The 21,490-nt window shown below is 28.2% G+C and carries 20 protein-coding genes; 2 read left to right on the forward strand and 18 right to left on the reverse strand.

What is annotated here, in order from left to right; genetic code table 11:
* Positions 1 to 26 precede the first annotated feature (26 nt).
* From Q5F54_RS00390 to queG, 8 genes are all read right to left on the reverse strand, one after another.
* Entirely contained in the window at positions 27 to 962 is a 936-nt protein-coding gene (locus Q5F54_RS00390) for an ABC transporter permease (protein WP_071119392.1), read from the reverse strand.
* Positions 962 to 2,053, reverse strand: a complete 1,092-nt coding sequence (locus tag Q5F54_RS00395) for an ABC transporter permease (RefSeq protein ID WP_071119391.1) — start codon at positions 2,051 to 2,053, stop codon at positions 962 to 964. The genes Q5F54_RS00390 and Q5F54_RS00395 overlap by 1 nt, the downstream gene beginning before the upstream one ends.
* A complete protein-coding gene (locus tag Q5F54_RS00400) occupies positions 2,046 to 3,614 on the reverse strand; it encodes an ABC transporter ATP-binding protein (protein WP_071119390.1) in 1,569 nt (522 codons plus the stop codon). Before Q5F54_RS00400 ends, Q5F54_RS00395 begins: the two co-directional genes overlap by 8 nt.
* A gap of 250 nt (positions 3,615 to 3,864) precedes the next feature.
* Positions 3,865 to 4,914 carry a BMP family protein gene (locus Q5F54_RS00405; protein WP_071119389.1) on the reverse strand — a complete coding sequence of 350 codons (1,050 nt, stop codon included), beginning with the start codon at positions 4,912 to 4,914 and terminating at the stop codon, positions 3,865 to 3,867.
* A 336-nt stretch (positions 4,915 to 5,250) separates the two neighbouring features.
* Positions 5,251 to 5,721 (reverse strand): tRNA (uridine(34)/cytosine(34)/5-carboxymethylaminomethyluridine(34)-2'-O)-methyltransferase TrmL, encoded by a 471-nt coding sequence (gene trmL, locus Q5F54_RS00410; protein WP_071119388.1) that lies wholly within the window; start codon positions 5,719 to 5,721, stop codon positions 5,251 to 5,253.
* A 76-nt stretch (positions 5,722 to 5,797) separates the two neighbouring features.
* Complete coding sequence (nth, locus tag Q5F54_RS00415; RefSeq protein WP_071119387.1) at positions 5,798 to 6,424, reverse strand: endonuclease III; 627 nt, start codon at positions 6,422 to 6,424, stop codon at positions 5,798 to 5,800.
* A 218-nt stretch (positions 6,425 to 6,642) separates the two neighbouring features.
* Complete coding sequence (locus tag Q5F54_RS00420; RefSeq protein ID WP_281538017.1) at positions 6,643 to 8,898, reverse strand: Lon protease family protein; 2,256 nt, start codon at positions 8,896 to 8,898, stop codon at positions 6,643 to 6,645.
* A gap of 144 nt (positions 8,899 to 9,042) precedes the next feature.
* Positions 9,043 to 9,948, reverse strand: a complete 906-nt coding sequence (queG, locus tag Q5F54_RS00425; protein WP_288525428.1) for a tRNA epoxyqueuosine(34) reductase QueG — start codon at positions 9,946 to 9,948, stop codon at positions 9,043 to 9,045.
* Positions 9,949 to 10,011: 63 nt separating this feature from the next.
* Between queG and Q5F54_RS00430 the strand changes: the two genes are divergently transcribed.
* A complete protein-coding gene (locus Q5F54_RS00430) occupies positions 10,012 to 10,416 on the forward strand; it encodes a RusA family crossover junction endodeoxyribonuclease (protein WP_071119384.1) in 405 nt (134 codons plus the stop codon).
* 62 nt (positions 10,417 to 10,478) lie between these two features.
* Here Q5F54_RS00430 and Q5F54_RS00435 read toward each other — a convergent pair whose 3' ends face one another.
* The 10 genes from Q5F54_RS00435 to Q5F54_RS00480 form a co-directional block, all read right to left on the reverse strand.
* Positions 10,479 to 11,474 carry an aldo/keto reductase gene (locus Q5F54_RS00435; protein ID WP_288523258.1) on the reverse strand — a complete coding sequence of 332 codons (996 nt, stop codon included), beginning with the start codon at positions 11,472 to 11,474 and terminating at the stop codon, positions 10,479 to 10,481.
* A gap of 66 nt (positions 11,475 to 11,540) precedes the next feature.
* Entirely contained in the window at positions 11,541 to 12,377 is an 837-nt protein-coding gene (locus tag Q5F54_RS00440) for a deoxyribonuclease IV (RefSeq protein WP_071119382.1), read from the reverse strand.
* Between the two features lie 80 nt (positions 12,378 to 12,457).
* Positions 12,458 to 13,018, reverse strand: a complete 561-nt coding sequence (locus Q5F54_RS00445) for a transcriptional regulator (RefSeq protein ID WP_071119381.1) — start codon at positions 13,016 to 13,018, stop codon at positions 12,458 to 12,460.
* A 78-nt stretch (positions 13,019 to 13,096) separates the two neighbouring features.
* Positions 13,097 to 14,014: a glutaminase A gene (glsA, locus tag Q5F54_RS00450; RefSeq protein ID WP_071119380.1), complete on the reverse strand. Its 918-nt coding sequence runs from the start codon at positions 14,012 to 14,014 to the stop codon at positions 13,097 to 13,099.
* 126 nt (positions 14,015 to 14,140) lie between these two features.
* Positions 14,141 to 15,808: a nucleoside kinase gene (locus tag Q5F54_RS00455; RefSeq protein ID WP_281538014.1), complete on the reverse strand. Its 1,668-nt coding sequence runs from the start codon at positions 15,806 to 15,808 to the stop codon at positions 14,141 to 14,143.
* Positions 15,809 to 15,849: 41 nt separating this feature from the next.
* A complete protein-coding gene (locus tag Q5F54_RS00460) occupies positions 15,850 to 16,611 on the reverse strand; it encodes a sugar phosphate isomerase/epimerase (protein WP_281538013.1) in 762 nt (253 codons plus the stop codon).
* An 8-nt stretch (positions 16,612 to 16,619) separates the two neighbouring features.
* Positions 16,620 to 17,153 carry a signal peptidase I gene (lepB, locus tag Q5F54_RS00465; RefSeq protein WP_277230648.1) on the reverse strand — a complete coding sequence of 178 codons (534 nt, stop codon included), beginning with the start codon at positions 17,151 to 17,153 and terminating at the stop codon, positions 16,620 to 16,622.
* Between the two features lie 20 nt (positions 17,154 to 17,173).
* Entirely contained in the window at positions 17,174 to 17,974 is an 801-nt protein-coding gene (locus Q5F54_RS00470) for a hypothetical protein (protein ID WP_281538012.1), read from the reverse strand.
* A 67-nt stretch (positions 17,975 to 18,041) separates the two neighbouring features.
* Positions 18,042 to 19,340 (reverse strand): RsmF rRNA methyltransferase first C-terminal domain-containing protein, encoded by a 1,299-nt coding sequence (locus Q5F54_RS00475; protein ID WP_281538011.1) that lies wholly within the window; start codon positions 19,338 to 19,340, stop codon positions 18,042 to 18,044.
* Between the two features lie 2 nt (positions 19,341 to 19,342).
* Complete coding sequence (locus tag Q5F54_RS00480) at positions 19,343 to 20,074, reverse strand: PrsW family intramembrane metalloprotease (protein WP_281538010.1); 732 nt, start codon at positions 20,072 to 20,074, stop codon at positions 19,343 to 19,345.
* Between the two features lie 118 nt (positions 20,075 to 20,192).
* Between Q5F54_RS00480 and sleC the strand changes: the two genes are divergently transcribed.
* Positions 20,193 to 21,464, forward strand: a complete 1,272-nt coding sequence (gene sleC / locus Q5F54_RS00485; protein WP_281538009.1) for a spore cortex-lytic germination protein SleC — start codon at positions 20,193 to 20,195, stop codon at positions 21,462 to 21,464.
* The last annotated feature ends 26 nt before the right edge of the window (positions 21,465 to 21,490 follow it).

Consider the following 21,490-nt stretch of genomic DNA (forward strand, 5'->3'; position numbering starts at 1 on the left):
AATGATAGCTTAAAGCTATCATTTTTTTATCTTTCACCTTTTTTATATGGATTTCCAAGTGCCGCTGGAGCCTTAGAACTTTTAACAAATAGTACTAATACTATTAATGTCATTATATAAGGTATCATTGATAATAAGTTTTCATTTATGCTAAATGGTAATTCTGGATTTCCAAAGTATACAGATAATGCTGTTGAGAAACCAAATAGTAAACATGCAGCCATTGCCCATTGAGGTCTCCATTTACCAAATATTACAGCAGCCATCGCTATATATCCATGACCTGATATTAATGTAGGTCTAAATGAAGAAACAACTGCTAAACTCATTGATGCTCCACCTAATCCTGCTAATATACCTGATATTATAACAGCTGCATATCTAGTTTTAGCAACACTTATTCCTAATGTATCTGCTGCACCTGGATGCTCTCCAACTGCTCTTATTCTAAGTCCGAATTTAGTTTTATATAATACATACCATGTAACTGCAACTAATATAAATGCTATGAAAACTGTAGCATATGCATTGAATATTGTATCTAATATACTTCCCGATGGGAATAAACCATTTAATGGTCTTGGTATTTTTTGTTCCATTGGTATTGTTGGTGTCATAGTTGCACCATCAAACATTATCTTAGATGCGAATAACGCAACTCCAGGAGCTAATAAGTTTATTGCAACCCCTGATATAGTATGGTCTGCATTGAAAGTTACAGTTGCTAATGCATGAACTAAAGCAAATAAACCTCCAGCTAAACCACCTATTATAAATGCTAACCATGGATTACCTAACATGTATCCTGCCGCAGCACCTGCGAAAGCACCTATAGTCATCATACCTTCTATACCTATGTTAACTATACCTGAATTCTCTGAAAATACTCCACCTAATGCCGCAAATATAAGGGGTGTAGAGTACATTAAAGTAGTACTAATAATTAAAGCTATATCTTGCATTATGCATTACCCCCTTTATTTTTATTCTCTCTGAATTTTATATATAACATTCTTAATACACTGCTTAAAGCTATAAAGTATACTATAGAACCTATAACTATATTTACTACTTCAGAAGGAGCCCCTACAGCTTGCATCTTAGTTCCACCGTATTTAAATGCTCCAAATAATAATCCTGAGAATATAACTCCGATAGGATTGCTGTTTGCAATTAATGCAACAGCTATACCGTCAAATCCATATCCTTCTGGACTCGCTAATATAGTAATATTTTGAGATACACCCATTACTTGTATAGCACCTGCTGCAGATGCAAGTATACCTGCTATAGCCATAGATTTTAATATTGATTTATTAACATCTATTCCACCATATTCAGCTCCAAACTTGTTGTGTCCAACTCCTCTTAATTCATATCCTAGAGTAGTTTTAAATAATATAAATGCTATTGCTAAAACAAATATTATTGATATAACTATACCCCAGTTAACCTTTGTAGCCGGTCCTACTAAATCTGTTAACCAGTTTATGCCTATAGTTGCTGAATCATGTATACTAACTGATGCTTCACTATTTGGCTTAGCTAACCATGTATTTTTTATAGTAAAGTTACTTAAGTAGAATGCTATCCAGTTAAGCATTATAGCTGCTATAACTTCATTTATTCCAAACTTAGATTTTAACCATCCTGCAAATCCACCCCATATAGCTCCACCTAAACAAGCTATTAAAAGAGTAAGTGGTACATGTATTATTGCAGGTAATGGTATTGCAGAACCAACCATAGTTGCAACTAAAGCACCTATTATAAACTGACCTTCTGCACCTATATTGAATAATCCTGTTTTAAATGCAAATGCAATAGATAAACCTGTTAGTATAAGTGGTGTTGATCTTATTATAACCCATGCAATATACTTAGGCTTACCAAATACACCCTCTATCATAGCTGAATATGCTTGTATAGGGTCTTTTCCTGCTATTAATAATGCTATTGCTCCAACTAATAAACCTAAAACTATTGATATTAAGGAGAATAAAATAGTATTATCAACTAAAGAAATTTTCTTTTTACTTGCCTTACTACTCATTATCTTCACCTCCTGCCATCATTAGACCTAATGTATTTTCATCTGCATCTTTTGCGTCAACGATTCCTACTATTTTACCTTCATATATAACCGCTATTCTATCTGATACATTCATAACTTCATCTAATTCTAATGAAACTAATAATACAGCATTTCCTTCATCTCTTTGCTTTACTAATGCTTGATGAACGAATTCTATTGCTCCAACGTCAAGACCTCTTGTTGGCTGAGTAGCTATAAGTAATTGAGGCTCTCCTGTAGCTTTTCTTGCTGTTTCTATATTGTCAACTTCTCTACCTATTATAATCTTTTGTTGGTTACCACCAGATAAAGCTCTTGATTTAACAGTATGATCTGTAGGTCTTACGTCAAATCTTTCTATTATTTCATCAGCATACTTTTCTATAGCATCTTTATTTAATATTCCATTTTTAGAGAATCTTGGATCTTTATAGTTTTGTAAAACTGTATTTTCTGCAACAGTAAAATCTAATATTAATCCTCTTTTATGTCTATCTTCTGGAATATTTTTTATTCCGTTGTCAAATATCTCTTTTGGTTTTTTGTTGATTAATTCCTTTGAATTTACTTTTATACTTCCACTTTCTGCTTTTCTAAGACCAGTTAATACCTCTACTAGCTCTGATTGTCCATTTCCATCAATCCCTGCAATACCTAGTATCTCTCCAGCCTTAACTTCTAGTGATAATCCATCTACTACAGATACTTTTCTGCTATCCTTTACTAGTAAATCTTTTATTTCTAGTACATTTGATGTTGGTCTAGCTTCTTTTTTATCAACTTTGAAGTTAACTTCTCTACCAACCATCATTGCTGCTAATTCATCTTCAGTTGTATCAGATACTTTTACAGTGTCTATATACTTACCTCTTCTAATTATTGTACAATGGTCTGCAGCTGCCTTTATTTCTTTTAACTTATGAGTTATTATTATTACAGATTTACCTTCTTTAGTTAAGTTTCTTATAATTTGTATAAGTTCTTGTATTTCTTGTGGAGTAAGAACCGCCGTAGGCTCATCTAGTATTAATATTTCTGCTCCTCTGTATAAAGCTTTTAGTATTTCTACTCTTTGTTGCATACCAACACTTATATCTTCTATTTTTGCATTAGGATCAACATATAATCCATATTTTTCTGATATAGCTTTAACGTCTTCTATCGCTTTATTTATATCTATTGATCCAAGACCTTTTGTAGGCTCAACTCCTAATATTATGTTTTGCGCTACAGTAAAAGGTTGCACTAGCATAAAGTGCTGATGAACCATACCTATTCCATTTGCTATCGCAACATTAGGATTATCCATATTAACTAATTTTTCGTTAATATATATCTCTCCAGATGTTTGCTGATATAAACCATACAGTATATTCATTAGAGTAGATTTTCCTGCACCGTTCTCTCCTAAAAGAGCATGTACTTCACCTTTATGTACAGTCAGGTTTATATTATCATTCGCAACAAAGCTTCCGAACTTCTTAGTTATGTTCTTCATTTCTACGACTTTTTGACTGTAGTTGATATTACTATTATTCATCGCTCTTTCTTTTCCTCCTTATTTAAAATTCTCAGCCTTTTTATTATACTAAAATATAACTAACATAACAAACTTTTTATTTTGATTTTTGTTTTAATTTGTTTTTTTTTGTATTATAATAATTTTTTATAAAATATTAATATAGTTTGTATTATTATTTCCAAAATCTATTTAAATATTTTAAATATGTAATACATTTAAAAAGACTATCCTTTTTATGAAGATAGTCCTTTTTATAGTTAATTTATTATTATTTATTTAATTGCTCAAATTCTTCCTTAGTTGCAGGAACTTTTACCTCTCCTGACTTAACTTTTTCAGCTTCTTCAATAACATATTTTAATACATCTGGTGGAACATTCTTTTCACTTGATTGAGGTATGCCAACACCATTCATAGCTAATGTATTAATTATTACTTCTCCACCTTTATAGCTTCCATCAACTACTTTAGATAATAATTCTACTACTGCAACATCTATGTTTTTCATAGCTGAAGTTATTACATTTTTTGGAGCTAAAGCATTTTGATCTTGGTCAACACCTATAGCTTTTTTACCATTTTCTTTAGCTGCTTCTATAGCACCTATTCCAACTGCACCTGCACAAGTGAATATTATATCAGCATTTTTTGAATGCATTTGGTTAGCTATAGTTTTTCCTAAAGCTGAATCTGTGAAACTATTTGCATATTGTACCATTACTTCTGCATCTGGATTTGCAGCTTTAACACCTGCTCTAAATCCGTAATCAAATTTACTTATAACTGGTGATTCCATACCACCTATAAATCCAACTTTGTTTGTTTCTGTCATTCTACCAGCTATTAATCCTGTTAAGTAAGCTGATGCATTATCTTCAAATAATAATGATGTTACGTTTTCTGGTTGTTCTCCTTCACAAACTGCATCTATTAATGCAAATTGTTGTTCTGGATAATTTTTAGCAGCTTCTGTTATAGCTTGCTCTAATTTAAATCCAACACCTATTATTAAATCCATTTCTTCATCAGCAAATGTATCTATATTTTGAACATAGTCTGCATCTTGTTTAGACTCTAAATATTTTATTTCTAATTTATCTTTCCCAAATTTTTCTTGAGCGTCTTGGAATCCTTTCCATGTTGATTGGTTAAATGATTCATCATTTACCCCACCAGTGTCTGTTATCATCCCTACTTTAAATACTTTGTCACCATTATCTGTTGACGCATTAGAGTCTGATTTAGCTCCACATCCTACTAACATACTAGCACTCATTACTGTAGCTAAACCTAAAGCTATAAGCTTTTTAAGTTTCATATGTATCCTCCTAATATTCTTATAATATATAATATTTAATTTTATTTTACACCATTTTACACTTTTTTTCTACAAAAAAATTGTATATATTGATATTTTTGTATATAACTTTATATTAAATTTAATTGTATTTTGTATTTTATTAAATATATGTGATATACTATTTAACCAACAATGCCTTCGCTATTAAAGCAATTATATAATTTCTAAGTTTTATGTGATATGATTTTGACACTTTATACTAATATTATCTTTTCTATTATAATAAAAAATGATACTAGGCATATACAATAAGTATTTTCCCCTTTAGTATCATTTTATAATGCAAATATGCAATTATCTCATTCCTGGATAATCTAGTTGTCTTAATGCTTCATATACTACTATAGCCACTGAATTTGACAGATTTAAAGATCTAGCTTTTTCAATGTTTAACATAGGTATTCTTATACATGTTTCTAAGTTTGCTTTTATAAGGGATTCAGGTAAACCTTTGGTCTCTTTTCCAAATACAATAAATGAATTATCAACATATTTCACATCAGAATGAGCTTGATCTACTTTTGTTGTGGCATAGAAAAATGTTCCATTTGGATTTTTTTCAACAACTTCTTCGAAACTATCATAATATTGTATATTTGCTATATCCCAGTAATCAAGACCACTTCTTTTTAAATATTTATCTTCTAATGAAAATCCTAGTGGTCTTACTAAATGTAAAGTTGCACCTGTAGCAGCACAAGTTCTTATTATATTTCCTGTATTTTGAGGTATTTCTGGTTCTACTAAAACTACATTTATTGACATTTCGTCCTCCTATTTTTCACTCTATTATATTTCTTTACAATTATATCAGAAATTCATATTTCTAAGAACTTACTTTCTAAAAGTTGTTCTTATAGTATTTACAATATTTCGTTATTGGACAAATTTCACACTCTGGTTTTCTAGCTTTGCAAATTCTTCTTCCATGAAATATTAATAAATGATGGGAGTGAGACCATCTTTTCTTTGGTATGGCATCCATAAGAGCAAACTCTGTTTTTTCAGGTGTTTGAGTATCAACTATACCAATTCTATTTGAAACCCTAAATACATGAGTATCAACTGCCATGGCATCTTGTCCAAAAGCATTGCTAAGTACTACATTAGCAGTCTTTCTTCCTACTCCAGGAAGTTTAGTTAAATCCTCTAAATTATCCGGAACCTCTCCATTATACTCATTACATATTTTTTCTGATGTAGACTTTATTTTTTCAGCCTTACTTTTATATAGTCCACAAGTTTTTATTTCCTCTTGTATTTCATCTATACTAAGTTTTGCAAAATCCATTGGAGTATTGTATTTTTTAAACATCTCCCCTGTAACTTTGTTTACCCTTACATCTGTACATTGAGCCGATAATATAGTTGCTACTAATAGTTCAAATGGTGTAGTGTAATCTAGTTCACATTTTGCATCTGGATATGTTTCTTCTAATATATCTAATACTTTATTAATATTTTTCATATGATTCTCCCTTAAACCTCTTATTTATGCTATTATTATCTATCTTGACTACTATATAATAAGTCTTATAATTTTAACAAACAATAAAAGTCTTAATATTCTATAATTGTGTATATAATAAAATTTGTTGTAATATTTCAATTTATATAAAAATAAGAAGGTAAAAGTTTATAACTCCTACCTCCTTATTATTTTACCCATTAATATTTTATATAAAACTACTTTTTAGATGGACTTTGTAACTCATTAAATTCTCTTAATCTTTCTATTACTAGTCTTTTTACTTCATCAAATTTAACATCCATTAATATTTCTATAGCTTCTTCTACTCTTTCAACTGTATATATAGTAAATTTACCTTCTTCTATTGCATTTGTTACCTCATCAGATAAAATTAAGTTTCTACTATTATTTTTTGGTATTATTACACCTTGATTATCATTTAGTCCTTGTTTTTTACAAGCAGAATAAAATCCTTCTATTTTTTCACTTATTCCACCAACTACTTGTATTTCACCTTTTTGATTCATAGAACCTGTTGCAGCTATACTTTGTTTTAAAGGTATTTTACTTAATGATGATAGTAAAGCGTATAATTCAGCACCTGTTGCGCTATCTCCATCTACGCCTCCGTAATTTTGTTCAAAGCATATATTTGCATTTAATGAAAGCGGGAATTCCTGAGCAAAGTTCTCTGCTAAATATCCACCTAAGATTAAAACACCTTTATTGTGTATTGGTCCACTCATATTAACTTCTCTCTCTATATTAACTATTCCTTTGTTTCCTGGGCTAGTTGTCACAGTTATTCTAGAAGGTCTTCCAAATGAATATTCACCTGTACTCAGTACAGACAATCCATTGATAACACCAACTCTACTTCCCTTAGTTTCAATAAGTGTAAATCCATTTTCTAGTGATTCATCCATCTTATTTTCTATTCTATTTAATCTTTTCTTTCTTTCTAATATAGCTTTTTGAACATCAAACTTATCTACATATTCAGCATCTCTAATTTGAGCACATACATCACCTTCAACTATTATTTCCATTATTTTATTAAATTGAGTTGAAAGTTTATATTTATCTCCACAAATTCTAGTACTAAACTTTATAACCTCTTCAACAGCATCGTAAGTAAAATGTTTTAAATTATTTTTGTTACATTGATATGCTATAAATCTAGCAATTCCATCTTCATTATTTTCATTTTTATCCATTTCATTGTCAAAATCTACAAATATTTTAAAATACTTACTAAAATCAGAGTCGTAGTTATAAAGCACATTGTACATATAATTAGTTCCTATTAATATAACTTTAATATCTATAGGCATATTTTCAGGTTTTATTGATGTTTGTGTATCTACACCTATTTGTCTTGATTGAATAGCTCTTTTTAACATATCCCAAGATAATGGATATCTTAGAAGTTGATCAACATATAAAACTAAATATCCTCCATTTGCTTTGTGAACCGCTCCTGGTATCAATTTTGTAAAATCTGTTTTTACATTTCCATTATAGTAATCATACTCTGCTTTTCCAAATAAATTAGATGGACTTGGATTTATTTCAACTATTACCGGTGCTTTAGAATTTTCTCTATCAATTCCATTATCAACAAATAAGTTGACTTTATATTTAAGGAAATGTTCTTTATCATATTTATCTTTTAATTCTTCTTCATCCATATAGAATAAATAAACATATTCTAATATATCATCTCTCATATTATTTAAGTACGCTTTAACTTTCTCATAACTATTATATTTCTCTATTAAACCTTCAATATGAGGGTCTATTACAAATTTAGCAATTTCTTCTTCTAATTCTAATAATGCTTCTTTTGCTGCATCTTCTAAGTCTCTAATTTTATATACTACTTGTATTGCAGCATTTTCTAATTCTCTTTTTACTTTATAGAACTCTTCATCTGTATAGTCATCATCTTCAGCTTCTTCATCTTCTTTATTGTCATCTATAGGTATAAATACCATACCAACTTTACTATTTTTTAATTTAAATCCTTTTTCTTCCGCATATTTTTTTATCTTTTTAAGTAATGCATCTTTTTCTATTTCATATTCTTCTATTAATTGATTTTTTCCTATTTCAAAATCTTCACTTTCAAAGGCATCTCTTAGTTCATCAAGTAAAGTTTCTATAAGCTTTTCAATATCTTTTTTGAATATTTTGCCTAGACCTTTCTCAAGCCCAATTATTAATGGTTCTCTGTTATTTTCAAAATTATATACATAGCACCAATCTTTATGATTCCCTTTTTTAGCTGCATATTTATTTAAAGCATTCATAGCGTATGTTGTTTTACCTGTCCCTGAATCTCCTGCTAAGTACATGTTATACGCTGGATTATCAATTTTTAATCCTATTTCCATAGCTTCTATAGCTCTTTCCTGACCTAATATGCCTTCTAGAGGTTCTATCTCAGATGTATTGTTAAATTTTAGCATTGACCCTCCCCCCTTCTATCTATATATATATATTCTATGACTAATAGCTTGTAAATGTTGAGTTATCTAATACTAATTTTATTCATTATATAAAATATCTTTCCATTTAAATTGTTTATAATAAAAAAAGAAGCCTTTGACTTCTTACTCATTCGGCTTCTCTGAAACTATATTTATATTTCTTTTTATTATGTTCTTACCTCTCCAACTAAATGCCCTATTTCCATACCTTCTCTTAAATTCCTTATTCGATATATCATTAATTTCTTCAGCATCTAGTTTTAAAATTGTATCTTGTTTGAATCTTTCTATAGAGGTTATTGGAATATTTTTATTGTGAGGACATATATCTTGGCAAATATCACATCCAAAAACTTTTTTATTTTCTTTCAATACTTTTTCCTCTTCCTCTTCAAGATCTCCTTTTTTTTGTGTTATATAAGATAAACATCTTTTAGGATTCATTTCATAATTTCCTAAAAGAGCATTTCCCGGACAATATTTTACACATTTTCCACATTTTATACATGTTTTTTCTAACGGAGTATCACTTTGAAACTCATAATTAGTCAATATATATCCTATAAACACATACGAACCATATTCATCTGTAATTATATTATTATTTATTCCAAAATATCCTATACCAGATAAATAAGCCAAATATCTATCTACTAGTGGACCATTATCTGCAAATATCTTATAATCAAAATTATCTATATTATCTGATAAGTGGTTACATATTTGTTGCAACATATCTTTAACTACTATATGATAATCTTCTCCATAACAATACTTTGATAAATTACTTTCATTGAAATTTCCAATATAGTAAGGAAATGCACATACTATTATAGATTTTACATTTTCCATCGTTTCTTTTGGATTAACTCTCTTTTCTATAATAGGTTCCTCCATACCAGTTGTATATCCATTAAATAATCTTTGTTTTATTATCTTTTCTAAATCGTAGTAGGGACCTACTCCAGCTATACCGACACAATCTATTCCTATAGATTTACAAAAATCTTTTAATTCTTCTTTCTTCATAAAAAACCTTTCATTAATTAAATATTAGTTTTATAATAACTAGAGTATAAGGGTGGTGATATTTTGATTAAATTAACAATACCAGGTAGACCTATTAGTAAATCAAACTTTAAACTCCACAATGTCCATGGGCAGGCATGGATGCCATCAACAGGTAAACATTCAAAATATTTAGCTTATGAAAACATGATTGCTGGATTTATAAATCAACAATACTTTGGTGATACAATTGAAGAAGACTTGATAACTATACTAAAGTTATATTTCCCAAATAAACGCATGGGTGACTTACACAACTATCCTAAAAGTATATGTGATGGTATAGAAAAAAGTGGAATAATAAAAAATGATAAACAGCTTAAACCAGTATTATTATTTGACTTTATAGATAAGGATAATCCTAGAGTTGAAATAGAACTTTATCCTGTTTCAGAGTATGATGTATCCTATGTTATATCTAAAAAGTAATTTATATATAAAAGAGAACTTAAAACTTAAGTTCTCTTTATTATTATCTATACTCTATATTTTTAACCAAGCTTAGATGATACCTCTTTTAACATTTCCCTTATAGGTAATTCATATGGACATTTAGTTTCGCATAATCCGCATTCTACACATGCACTTGCTTTAACTTCTAACGATTTATATCTTTCCTTTGCCCAATCCTTTAAATTATATCTTGCATAGTATCCTTCTAACAAGAAGTTTTGAGGTATATTTATTTTTAATGGACATGGTAAGCAATATTCACATCTTCTACAAAACCTTTTACCCATAATATTTCTTATTTCTTGTATCTTAAGTTCATCATCTTTCGTAATATTAGTATCTTGTAGCACTGATACATTCTCTCTAACTTGTTCAATACTTTCCATACCAGGTATAACTACATCTATATAATCTTTTGAAAGTATATATTTTATTGCTAACTTTGCATCATCTATAGCTCCACCTGCTAAAGGCTTCATTACTATAATTCCTATATCTTTTTTATTAGCTTTTTTAAAAACTTCATCCGCTTGATCTTCAATTATATTATATGGAAATTGTATAGTCGAAAACTTTTCATCTTCTATTGACTTTTCTATAGTTTCTAAACTATGGCTAGTTATTCCTATATATTTTATTTTACCTTCTTCTTTTGCTTCTAATAATGCTTTATATGCTTTATTTTCATCAAATATAGTTTTATATTCTTCTGGCTTAAGATTATGAATTTGATATAAGTCTATATAATCTGTTTTTAAGTTTTTCAAACTTATTTCTATATCTTGCTTCATTGATTCATAATCTCTAGCCATACTTTTAGTAGCAATAAAAAACTTTTCTCTTTTACCTTCTATAGCATTTCCTATATACTCTTCACTTATAGTATAAGCTCTTGCAGTATCTATAAAATTGACATTTTTATCAATTAATTCATTTATCACTTTATTAGTTTCTTCTTGTGTTATCCTTTGAATTGGTATTCCACCAAAACCGACCCTATTTACCTTCATATTAGTTTTACCTAATAATCTCATATATATCCCACCTTATAATATGTTTTCTTATTATATTATAAGGTTATTTTATTATATAATCAAAATCTATTTATCAGACAATATTTCTTTTATCATAGCTATTTCTTTTTTATGACCTTCATCCTCAAGAGGTGTCTCTAGGAAGAAAGGCAGTTTATTTAATTTAGGATGACTCATAAAGTTTATTATAGCATTTAAACCAATTTCACCCTCTCCTATTACTGCATGTCTATCTTTTTTCCCTCCAAAAGGCATCATACTATCGTTTAAATGTACAGCCTTAAGTCTATCTAATCCTATTATGCTGTCAAACTCAGCTAAAACTCCATCTAAATCATTTACTATATCATATCCTGCTGAAAATATATGGCATGTATCTAAACATACACCTAATTTTTCATTATGAGTTACCCCATCTATTATTCTTTTGATTTGTTCAAAAGTAAATCCAATTTCAGTTCCTTTCCCAGACATAGTTTCAAGAAGAACAGTTATATTTTCTTCTCCTGTTAGTGTTTCATTTAAAGCATCTACTATTCTTTGTATACCAAAATCTATCCCTCCACCAACGTGGCTACCTGGATGAAAACACATATACTCTATTCCTAAAGAATCCATTCTTTCTATATCTTCTTTTATAACTTTTCTTCCAAATTCATATACTTCATCCTTTGATCCACCTAAGTTCATAGTATAAGGTGCATGTGCTAAAAGTGGTCCAAAATTATATTCTTTTCTTATTTTTTGAAATTTTTCTATATCCTTTTCATCAAATTCTTTAGCATTTCCTCCTCTTGGATTTCTACTAAAGAATTGGAATGTATTTGCTCCAATATCTACTGCTGTTTGAGCTGCCTTACCAAATCCTTTTGATATTGAAATATGTGGTCCTATTACAAGCATTTTCAATCTCTCCTTATTAATTAATTTTTTATATTACTAATATACCCAAAAAAATAAGTATCAATAAACATTGATACTTATCATAAATTACATGTTTCTTTTTTTTGTACTGGTATCGAAACCATAACTATATCATATTGTAACTCTTCATCTTCTGACTTTCTTTTATGTATTATTTCTTCTATTTTATATTTTATAGTATTGTTAAGTTCTATAAGTTCATTTTGCGTAAGAGATATATTATGATAATCAACTATATTTTTTTCTTCTAATACTTGTTCTTCCGCAGCTTGATAAAATAATTCTATTATATCATCAAATTTTGATAAAAATGCTTCATCATCATCTTCTCTTAAAGAGAAATTTATTACATTTTTATCTATAACTATATTCTTTGCTTTTGGATAATAGTATTTTTCTACAATTCCCGATTTAATCTTCTCTTCTACTAATTCTAAAATCCCCACATTATAAAGAGTTTTTATATGATAATTTATTTTTGCATGAGGTTCATCAAGCATCTGAGATAACTGTTTAGCCGATAGCGGTAAGTTATTAAATGCTTTTAAAATATCTATTCTTTTCGGATGCGCAATAGCTTTTATACATTCTAAATCTCTAAGTACAAGCACTTCTCTCATTCCCCCACCCCCTGAAATATTTTTAATTACATTTTAATTATATAAGAAGGCTTTAGAGTTGTCAAAAAATTCCATATTTTAAAATATATTTAATTCTAACTTTTCAGATAAATCTTCTAAAACCTTAACTCCAGCTATACTATTTCCTTTTTTATCAAGAGCTGGTCCATAAACTCCTATACCCATTATGTCTGGAACAGAAGCCATTATACCTCCCCCAACACCAGATTTTGCAGGTATTCCAACCCTTATAGCAAATTCACCCGATGCATCATACATTCCACAAGTAACCATAAATGTTTTTACCATTCTAGAAACTTTTTCACTAATTAATCTTTCTTTACTTTCTATATCTATTCCATACATTGCAAGATTTATTCCGATTCTTGCTAAATCTACACAATCTATTTCTATAGAGCATTGTTTAAAATATAAATCTAGTACTTCTTCTACGTCACCATCTATAAATCCATCATTCTTTAATAAGTATGCCATGGCTCTATTTCTATCACCAGTTAGCTTTTCTGACTTATAAACTTCATAATTTATCCCAATGCTATCATTATTAGCTAAACGTCTAAAGAACTGTAACATTCTTTCTTCTTTCTCTTCTAAACTACTACCTTTTATAAGTGAAGTAGTTACTATTGCACCTGCATTTATCATAGGATTTGAAGGTTTTTTTGTATCATTTGTTTCTAATTTCATTATCGAGTTAAATGGATCTCCACTTGGCTCCATACCTACCTTAGAAAATACAGTTGTCCAATCATTATCCATTAAAGCCATAGCTAAAACTATAGGCTTAGATATACTTTGTATAGTAAATTTAGTATTATAATTTCCAGCTGTGTATATTTTATTATCCTTGTCAATTATACATATACCTAAATCACTTCTTTTTGCATTTTTTAATTCTGGTATATAGCTAGCAACTTGGCCATAATTAGTATACTTTCTATTTTCATCTATTACTTGTTTTAATAAGTTATTCATTAGTTCCTCCTTAGTAAATGATATTTATAAATATATTATGTAATATAAAAAGGAGTATATCAAAATATATTTATATATAATAATTATTATTATATATAAATATTCTAATATAGCCCCTCTTCCCCATTAATCTACTATTTTACTTCCCCCTATAAATTCCCTTAGTATAGATGTAGAAGGTATATCTGATGTATCTTCTAATTCAATAAAATACTGTAGGAATTTAAGAATCCTATTGGCTTCTATATATGCTTCATCATCACTTTTTATTTCTTCTAGCAATGGTTTAGCATATTTTTTTAATACTGCTAACTCATAAACACAAGCTGAGTTAAATATTATATCAGCTTCTTCTTGATATGGAAATATATTTTTCTTTTCTCCCCTTCTTACAGAATCCCAATTCATAATAGTGTGTTTAGCGCTATATCCTCTAAAGTTATGATCTCTTACCATTCTTCTTATAAGCCTTAAGTCTGTAGTAGGTATTCTATTATAATCATCTAAATTTATTTGTGTCAAAGCACTAATATATATTTTAAATTTGTCTTCATCTAGTATTGATGATGTCAATATTGGATTTAATCCATGTATCCCTTCTAGTATTATAGGCTGATTTTCTTTTATTTTTAATTTTTTATAATTTTCTTCTCTTTTTCCTGTTTTAAAATTAAATTTAGGTAGATTTACTTCTTTTCCATCTAATAAACTTTTTAAGTCTGAATTAAATTTCTCTAAATCTATTGCATATATTGATTCAAAATCATATTTACCGAATTCATCTAAAGGTGTATCCTCTCTATTTAAAAAATAATCATCTAGTGAGATTGATACAGGATTTAGTCCATTAACTTTAAGATGTATGCATAATCTATTAGCAAAACTAGTTTTTCCAGATGAAGATGGAGCTGCTATAAGTACAACTCTTTTTTTCTTTTCTTTTATCATATCTGCTATTTGAGATAATTTTTTCTCGTGTAAAGCTTCAACCGTCCTTATAACTTCTCCATATTGATTATTTTCTATTATTTTATTTAAAGTTATAACTTTATCTACATCAATTACCTTAGCCCACTCTTCCGCTTCTTTATAAATATTTGCAAGCTTTGGTTGTGGTACATACTCTTTAGCTTTTGTTTTATCAGATTCACTCGGACCTAATAATATTACCCCATTTTCATACTGTTTTAAATCAAAAGTTTTTATATATCCTGTTGAAGGTAACATATGTCCATAAAAATGATTTATATAATTATTACATTTATATATTTTTACATCATCATGTTCTTTATATCTTAATAACTCAGCTTTTTCATACATTCCATGCTCTTCAAATATCTTAATAGCATTTGACTTTGTTGTAGATATTTTTTCTATTTTATAATTTTTATCTATTATATCTTGCATCTTATTTTTAATATTTTTTAAATCAAAATCTTGAAGTTTTGTATTTGTATGAACTTCACAATAAAGTCCCCTTGATAGAGAATGTTCAATCGTAACTCTAGCTTTATCGAATAATTCATTACAAGCCATTATAAATATAAAAGACATTGTCCTAGAATATACTCTTGAACCATCTGCATTTGTTGTATCTATAAATTTTATATTGCAGTCTTCTTTTACTTTATAACTTAATTCTCTTAATTTATTATTTATATTTGCAAGTGTTATATATCCTTTATATTCATTTTCTATGTCTTTTACTATATTTTCTAAAACTATGCCTGAAGAGCCTTCTTCTAAGTAATACTCTCTATTCACATTATTAATGCATATATTTATTATGCTCATAACATATACTCCCTTCTTTCAATATATTAAAAAGGGGTATATCATACCCCTTTTTTTATTTTATCTAATATATCTATAGTTTCTTTTATATGGTTATGATTAATTTCTAATATTAAGTACTTTGCATTAACACTTAATAACTTTTTTATTTCATTTTCATGCAAAATACCTCTACCTATACCTAAATGACTATCATCGATACCATTATTGTCACTTAAATGAATTATCTCTAATCTATCATTTAAATTGCTGATATAGTCACTATTATTTATTAAGTTATGACCTGTATCATAGCAAAAACATAAATTTTGACTTTTAATTTTATTAAATATATATTCAAAATCATCACATATATATCCAATATTTGAAAAATCTCCATTCTTAGAATATGTATTCTCTATAGATAACCTTTTATTACTTACTTTTAATAATTCTTCAAAAAATGAAACACTATTATCTAAGTATTTTATTCTATTTTTATATAATCTTTCAGATATTACATAACCTAAATGCATATTAAAATACTCTATGTTTAAATCTTTCAGTCCATCTTCAATTTTATTTATAAAATCTATCCATGATTTTCTTATATATTTTATATTTTCACAAGAATTAAGCTCCATTGGAAGATGTATTCCTAAAGATAAATTTAATTTATCAAACTCACCTTTATATTTACTTAACTTAATACATTCATCTAAATTATCTATGCCTACTTCTATATGATTAATTTTATCAACTTCTCTACAAAGTTCTAGAGCTTTATCTAAATTAAATAAAAGAGCAGATATACCTAATCTCATATACTTACCTAACTTACAGTACCTATTTTATTAAATGGGAATAATCTTATCATAACTTTTCCCATTATATCTTTTTCCTTAACTAATCCAACTTCTTCATATCTACTATCTAAACTTTTTTCTCTATTGTCCCCCATAGCAAAAACTTCACCTTCTGGAACTATCAAATCTATGTCTCCACTAGTATAATTATCATGTATATATGGCTCATCTAAAAGTTTATCATCTACATATACTTTAGAATCTTCTATTTTTATATGTTGTCCTTCTGTAGCTATAACTCTTTTAACTAAGTCTTTTGGTTTTCCATCATCTTGTAATAGGTTAGTTTTGAATACTATTATATCACCATCTTTTGGTTCTCCTATTTTATAAGCCATTCTATTTATTATTAAATAGTCATTTTCAACTAATGTTGGATACATTGACTCTCCTCTAACTAAAGTAGGTCTTATAAACTGAGTTATTATAAAGGCAAATACTAATGCTGTTGCAATTACTTTTATCCACTCAATTAGCTCCTTCTTAAACTTTTCACTCACTCACACCATCTCCTCTAAAATTAATGATTTTCATAGCTTCCTATCATATGGACAGCCATCTCATTGATATCATCATATTTATTTGAACTAATACCTAAGTCCAAAAGTTCACATGCTTTAACTAAATCTCTCATAACTTCCATAGGACTTCCGTAAATATTTTCAATTTCCTCTTTGCTTATACCCTTAAAACCATGTCCTACAGGGCTTTCATTTCTAAGTCTTATCAAACTTTCTAACCTATCGTTATTTAGTATTTCTACTACCTTTTCCATTCTTTTAGTTTTCTTCACATGTCTATTTATGTACTGAGTTACACCTTTGATTAGGTTACCACTATAAATATTATACTTCTTTTTTAATGTATATAGTATATTTTTCTTTGATACCATATATCCATGCATTGATACTTTATAGTTTTTAGACTCTTTAGTACTTACAAATATGTACTTAAATAATGCTTCCTTTAATCTATAAAGTCTACCTAAAAAATCTATATATTCTTCATTTACAATTTGAATTTTTATATTCTCGATTAATTCAGATAATATATCTTCCGGTTCCCCCTGTTCTAAATTATTAAGATTAGTTATCAATTTTTTTATTTCTCTTCTGGTTAACATCTGACTACTCATTTTTTCTATAGATTCTAAAGCCCTTTTAAATTCAAAATTAACAGAATACTGACACGATTCAATTAAAAAATATAAATCTCCATCTATAATTCCGGCTTCTTCTAGTATCTCTAATACTGCATCATAATCATATCTTTGTAAAAATTTTGATATAGCATACTCTTGATTTTCACTTAAAATCTCCATAACCTACCTCCATAAAATAGTTTTATATTTTATTATTGAACTATATTGGAGATTTTATTAAATAATTTTAGTAATTTATTCTTAATCCTTTAGGATAATGGTTCTTTAATATACCATTAGATTCTTTTCCCCATCCAAGGCCTATACCTTCTACACAGACTAAAACCCATCCTCTACTTTTTCCTGTTTCTATAGTATTTCCTCTTAAATAGTCTAAGATTTTATCATCTTGTACACTAAAGTTTTCTACATTTTTTACATCTTCCATTTTTAAATAATGAGATAGTGCATGAGAGGGCTCGAATCTATTTTTCTTTAGCATTCCTAAGTGTAAACCATATCTTAATACCTTTAACTTTTTGGTATCTGGATGTTCTTCAGGCAGTAAATATAAATTTTCGCCTCTGATATCAAATCTACTTTCTACAGATATATTTAAAAATTTCTTTTCAAACTCTCTATAATCCTTTACTTCTTTATCATTATTTTTTATTTTTATATATTTTACATTACAATCTTCATTCTCTAGTTTTTGAATTTTAGCAACAAAATGACCTTCTCCACTTACTTTATGTGGCCATATTCTTTGCATTTCAATTAATTTAGCATTTTCATATTCAGATATAAACTCATTTATTACATCTTCATTCTCCTCTTTTGCAAAGGTACAAGTAGAATATACTAATATTCCCCCATTTTTTAACATATCATATCCATCTCTTATAATCTCTTTTTGGATACTTTGGCATTCTAAAACCTTAGCATAACTCCAATCCGTTATGGCAACTTCATCTTTCCTAAACATACCTTGTCCTGAACAAGGCGCATCAATTACTACCTTATCAAAATATCCTGTAAATAACTTTCTCAAATTATTAGAATCAGTATTTGTTATTATACAATTTCTAGCCCCAAATCGCTCTAAGTTTTCTCCTAGTGCTCTTATTCTAGTAGGATTTATCTCATTTGATACTAATAATCCTGTATCATTTAGTTTCGATAATATATATGTAGATTTTCCTCCTGGGGCAGCACACATATCAAGAACTTTATCTCCTTCTTTTATATCAAGATGAGGTACTACACTCATTGCAGATGGTTCTTGTAAATAATATGCGCCTGATTCATGTAGTGGACTTTTCCCTGGTCTATCTACTTCCTCATCATAATAAAATCCTTCATCCGCCCAAGGTATCGGTGTTAAATTATATAAATTTAAATTTAATAATTCTTCTTTATTTATTTTTAAAGTGTTGATTCTTAATCCTGTTGTTTTAGGTTCATCATAACTTTTTATAAAATCATCATATTCATCCATAAGAAGTTCTTTCATGTCATCTAAAAATCTTTGTGGTAATTTCTTCAATTTTAATCGTCCTTTCTCTTTTTATGCCTAATAAATTTATATCTTTTTAAAAATTTTTTTCTAGAATTATTTGTATATTCATCTAGTTTATCTAGACTGCTTTTCCATAAATATACTATATAAACTATAAACACTATAATAGACCATCTATATTGTATCATCAATATAAAATCAAAAACTCCATGTAATAAAATAGGCAATACTATAGATAATGTTAAATATTTTCTTTTTTTAGCTTTAGAGCTAGTAAATCTATATTTTGAAATGTAGTATCCCATAATTACAGCAAACATCATATGTGCAGGAACTGATATTATAGATCTTATGACTCCAACTTCAAAAGCTGATGTTTGGTCCTCAAATAATATATATATAATATTTTCAATAGTTGCAAACCCCAAGGATAAAAATACTGAGTATATAATACCATCTAACCTTTCATTAAAGCTTTTTTCTTTTAGCAAATTGGGTATAAGTACTAACTCTTTTAATCCTTCTTCAACTACCCCTGCAACTATAAAAGACATATAAAAAATATTAATTTTTCCTGTAAATATATTTGTTTTTATAAGTATTTCTTCTGCATAAATTGCTAATGTACTTACTAAAATACCAAGTATAAAAAACTTACTTAGTACACGTATTGGTTCCTTATCATATTTATCTTTTAAATATATCCATAATATAATTGTTGCAACTGGTGCTATAGCCAATATTAATAGATCTAATTTCATAAATTAATCCTCTCTTTATATTTTATAGATATATTATTTCCATTTATCCTTAACAAAATAATAGCTATCTTCATAGTATGAATGTAGAAAAGTATTATTTATATGAAGAGGTGATTATATGCAAGATGGTTTCCTAACAGTTAGTGTTATTGACAGTGCAACTAATAGGCCTATCGAAAATGCAACTGTAAATATTTATAAAAATCCTGAATCTGGAGAAAGACAAACTCAAATATATCAAAATTTAAAAACTGATAACTCCGGTCTAGTTACTGGTATCACGTTAGATGCACCTGACCTTCAATATTCTCAACAACCTTCAGATGTTAGACCTTATAGTCAATATACTGTAGAAGTAATTTCAGAAGGATATGAAACAGCTATTATCGATGGAACTCAAGTATTTCCTACTGTAGAGGCTAGACAAAATGTCCCTCTAAATACTCAAACACGACGTAGACACTTTTACTATAGAAAAAATGAGAATGTTTATGATATAGGTGATAATACTTTGTACGGAACATATCCTCCTAAAATACCAGAAAGTGATTTAAAGCCTTTACCACCACCAACAGGATTTGTTGTCTTAGACAATCCTGTTGTTCCCGAATTTGTAGTTGTTCATGATGGTTTACCTGAAGATAGTTATGCTCCAAATTACTGGATTCCATTTAAAGAGTATATAAAAAATGTAGCTTCATCTGAGATATATTCTACTTGGCCAGAACAAACTATATATGCAAATGTAATAGCTATAATATCATTTACTCTAAATAGAGTTTTTACAGAATGGTATAGAAATAAAGGACTTAACTTTACAATAACATCATCTACTGCATATGATCATAAATTTATAAACAATAGAAATTTCTTTGATACTATAAATGTTGTTGTTGATAGTATTTTTAATACATTTATAAAAAGACCTCCAACAGCTAGACAGCCTCTTTTAGCTCAATACTGTGATGGTAAAAAATCTCAGTGTCCTAATCAAATGACTCAATGGGGAAGTAAGGACTTAGGAGATCAAGGAATGGATTATAAAAGTATTTTAAGATATTTTTATGGTGATGAAATAGTCTTTGAAGAAGCACCTGTTGTAAGTGGTGTACCTGTATCATTCCCTGGAGATACATTACAGGTTGGATCTAGCGGAAAATATGTTAAAACTATACAACATCAATTAAATGCAATATCAAACTCTTACCCTGCTATTCCAAAAATAAAAGAAGATGGTGTTTATGGAAATAGCACTGCCGAAGCAGTTAGTACCTTCCAAGGAATCTTCGGTCTTCCAAAAACAGGCGTTGTAGATTTTAAAACTTGGTACGAAATTTCTAGAGTTTATGTTGCTGTTACTAAAATAGCTTCTTTAAATCCAAATATTTAAGTAATAAAAGACCACTTTTATGTGGT

Source organism: uncultured Romboutsia sp., assembly GCF_958366745.1.
In the GTDB taxonomy this organism is placed as follows: Bacteria; Bacillota; Clostridia; order Peptostreptococcales; family Peptostreptococcaceae; genus Romboutsia; species Romboutsia timonensis.

Excerpts from the sequence above, each read along its gene's own strand:
- glsA (WP_071119380.1), bottom strand. The coding sequence starts at position 14,014 with ATGAATAACTTATTAAAACAAGTAATAGATGAAAATAGAAAGTATACT.
- Q5F54_RS00470 (WP_281538012.1), bottom strand. The coding sequence starts at position 17,974 with ATGGAGATTTTAAGTGAAAATCAAGAGTATGCTATATCAAAATTTTTA.
- queG (WP_288525428.1), bottom strand. The coding sequence starts at position 9,948 with ATGAAGAAAGAAGAATTAAAAGATTTTTGTAAATCTATAGGAATAGAT.
- sleC (WP_281538009.1), top strand. The coding sequence starts at position 20,193 with ATGCAAGATGGTTTCCTAACAGTTAGTGTTATTGACAGTGCAACTAAT.
- Q5F54_RS00480 (WP_281538010.1), bottom strand. The coding sequence starts at position 20,074 with ATGAAATTAGATCTATTAATATTGGCTATAGCACCAGTTGCAACAATT.
- Q5F54_RS00400 (WP_071119390.1), bottom strand. The coding sequence starts at position 3,614 with ATGAATAATAGTAATATCAACTACAGTCAAAAAGTCGTAGAAATGAAG.
- Q5F54_RS00455 (WP_281538014.1), bottom strand. The coding sequence starts at position 15,808 with ATGAGCATAATAAATATATGCATTAATAATGTGAATAGAGAGTATTAC.
- Q5F54_RS00390 (WP_071119392.1), bottom strand. The coding sequence starts at position 962 with ATGCAAGATATAGCTTTAATTATTAGTACTACTTTAATGTACTCTACA.
- Q5F54_RS00445 (WP_071119381.1), bottom strand. The coding sequence starts at position 13,018 with ATGAGAGAAGTGCTTGTACTTAGAGATTTAGAATGTATAAAAGCTATT.
- Q5F54_RS00395 (WP_071119391.1), bottom strand. The coding sequence starts at position 2,053 with ATGAGTAGTAAGGCAAGTAAAAAGAAAATTTCTTTAGTTGATAATACT.
- Q5F54_RS00435 (WP_288523258.1), bottom strand. The coding sequence starts at position 11,474 with ATGAGATTATTAGGTAAAACTAATATGAAGGTAAATAGGGTCGGTTTT.
- Q5F54_RS00440 (WP_071119382.1), bottom strand. The coding sequence starts at position 12,377 with ATGCTTGTAATAGGACCACATATTTCAATATCAAAAGGATTTGGTAAG.
- Q5F54_RS00405 (WP_071119389.1), bottom strand. The coding sequence starts at position 4,914 with ATGAAACTTAAAAAGCTTATAGCTTTAGGTTTAGCTACAGTAATGAGT.
- Q5F54_RS00420 (WP_281538017.1), bottom strand. The coding sequence starts at position 8,898 with ATGCTAAAATTTAACAATACATCTGAGATAGAACCTCTAGAAGGCATA.
- Q5F54_RS00460 (WP_281538013.1), bottom strand. The coding sequence starts at position 16,611 with ATGAGATTAGGTATATCTGCTCTTTTATTTAATTTAGATAAAGCTCTA.
- nth (WP_071119387.1), bottom strand. The coding sequence starts at position 6,424 with ATGAAAAATATTAATAAAGTATTAGATATATTAGAAGAAACATATCCA.
- trmL (WP_071119388.1), bottom strand. The coding sequence starts at position 5,721 with ATGTCAATAAATGTAGTTTTAGTAGAACCAGAAATACCTCAAAATACA.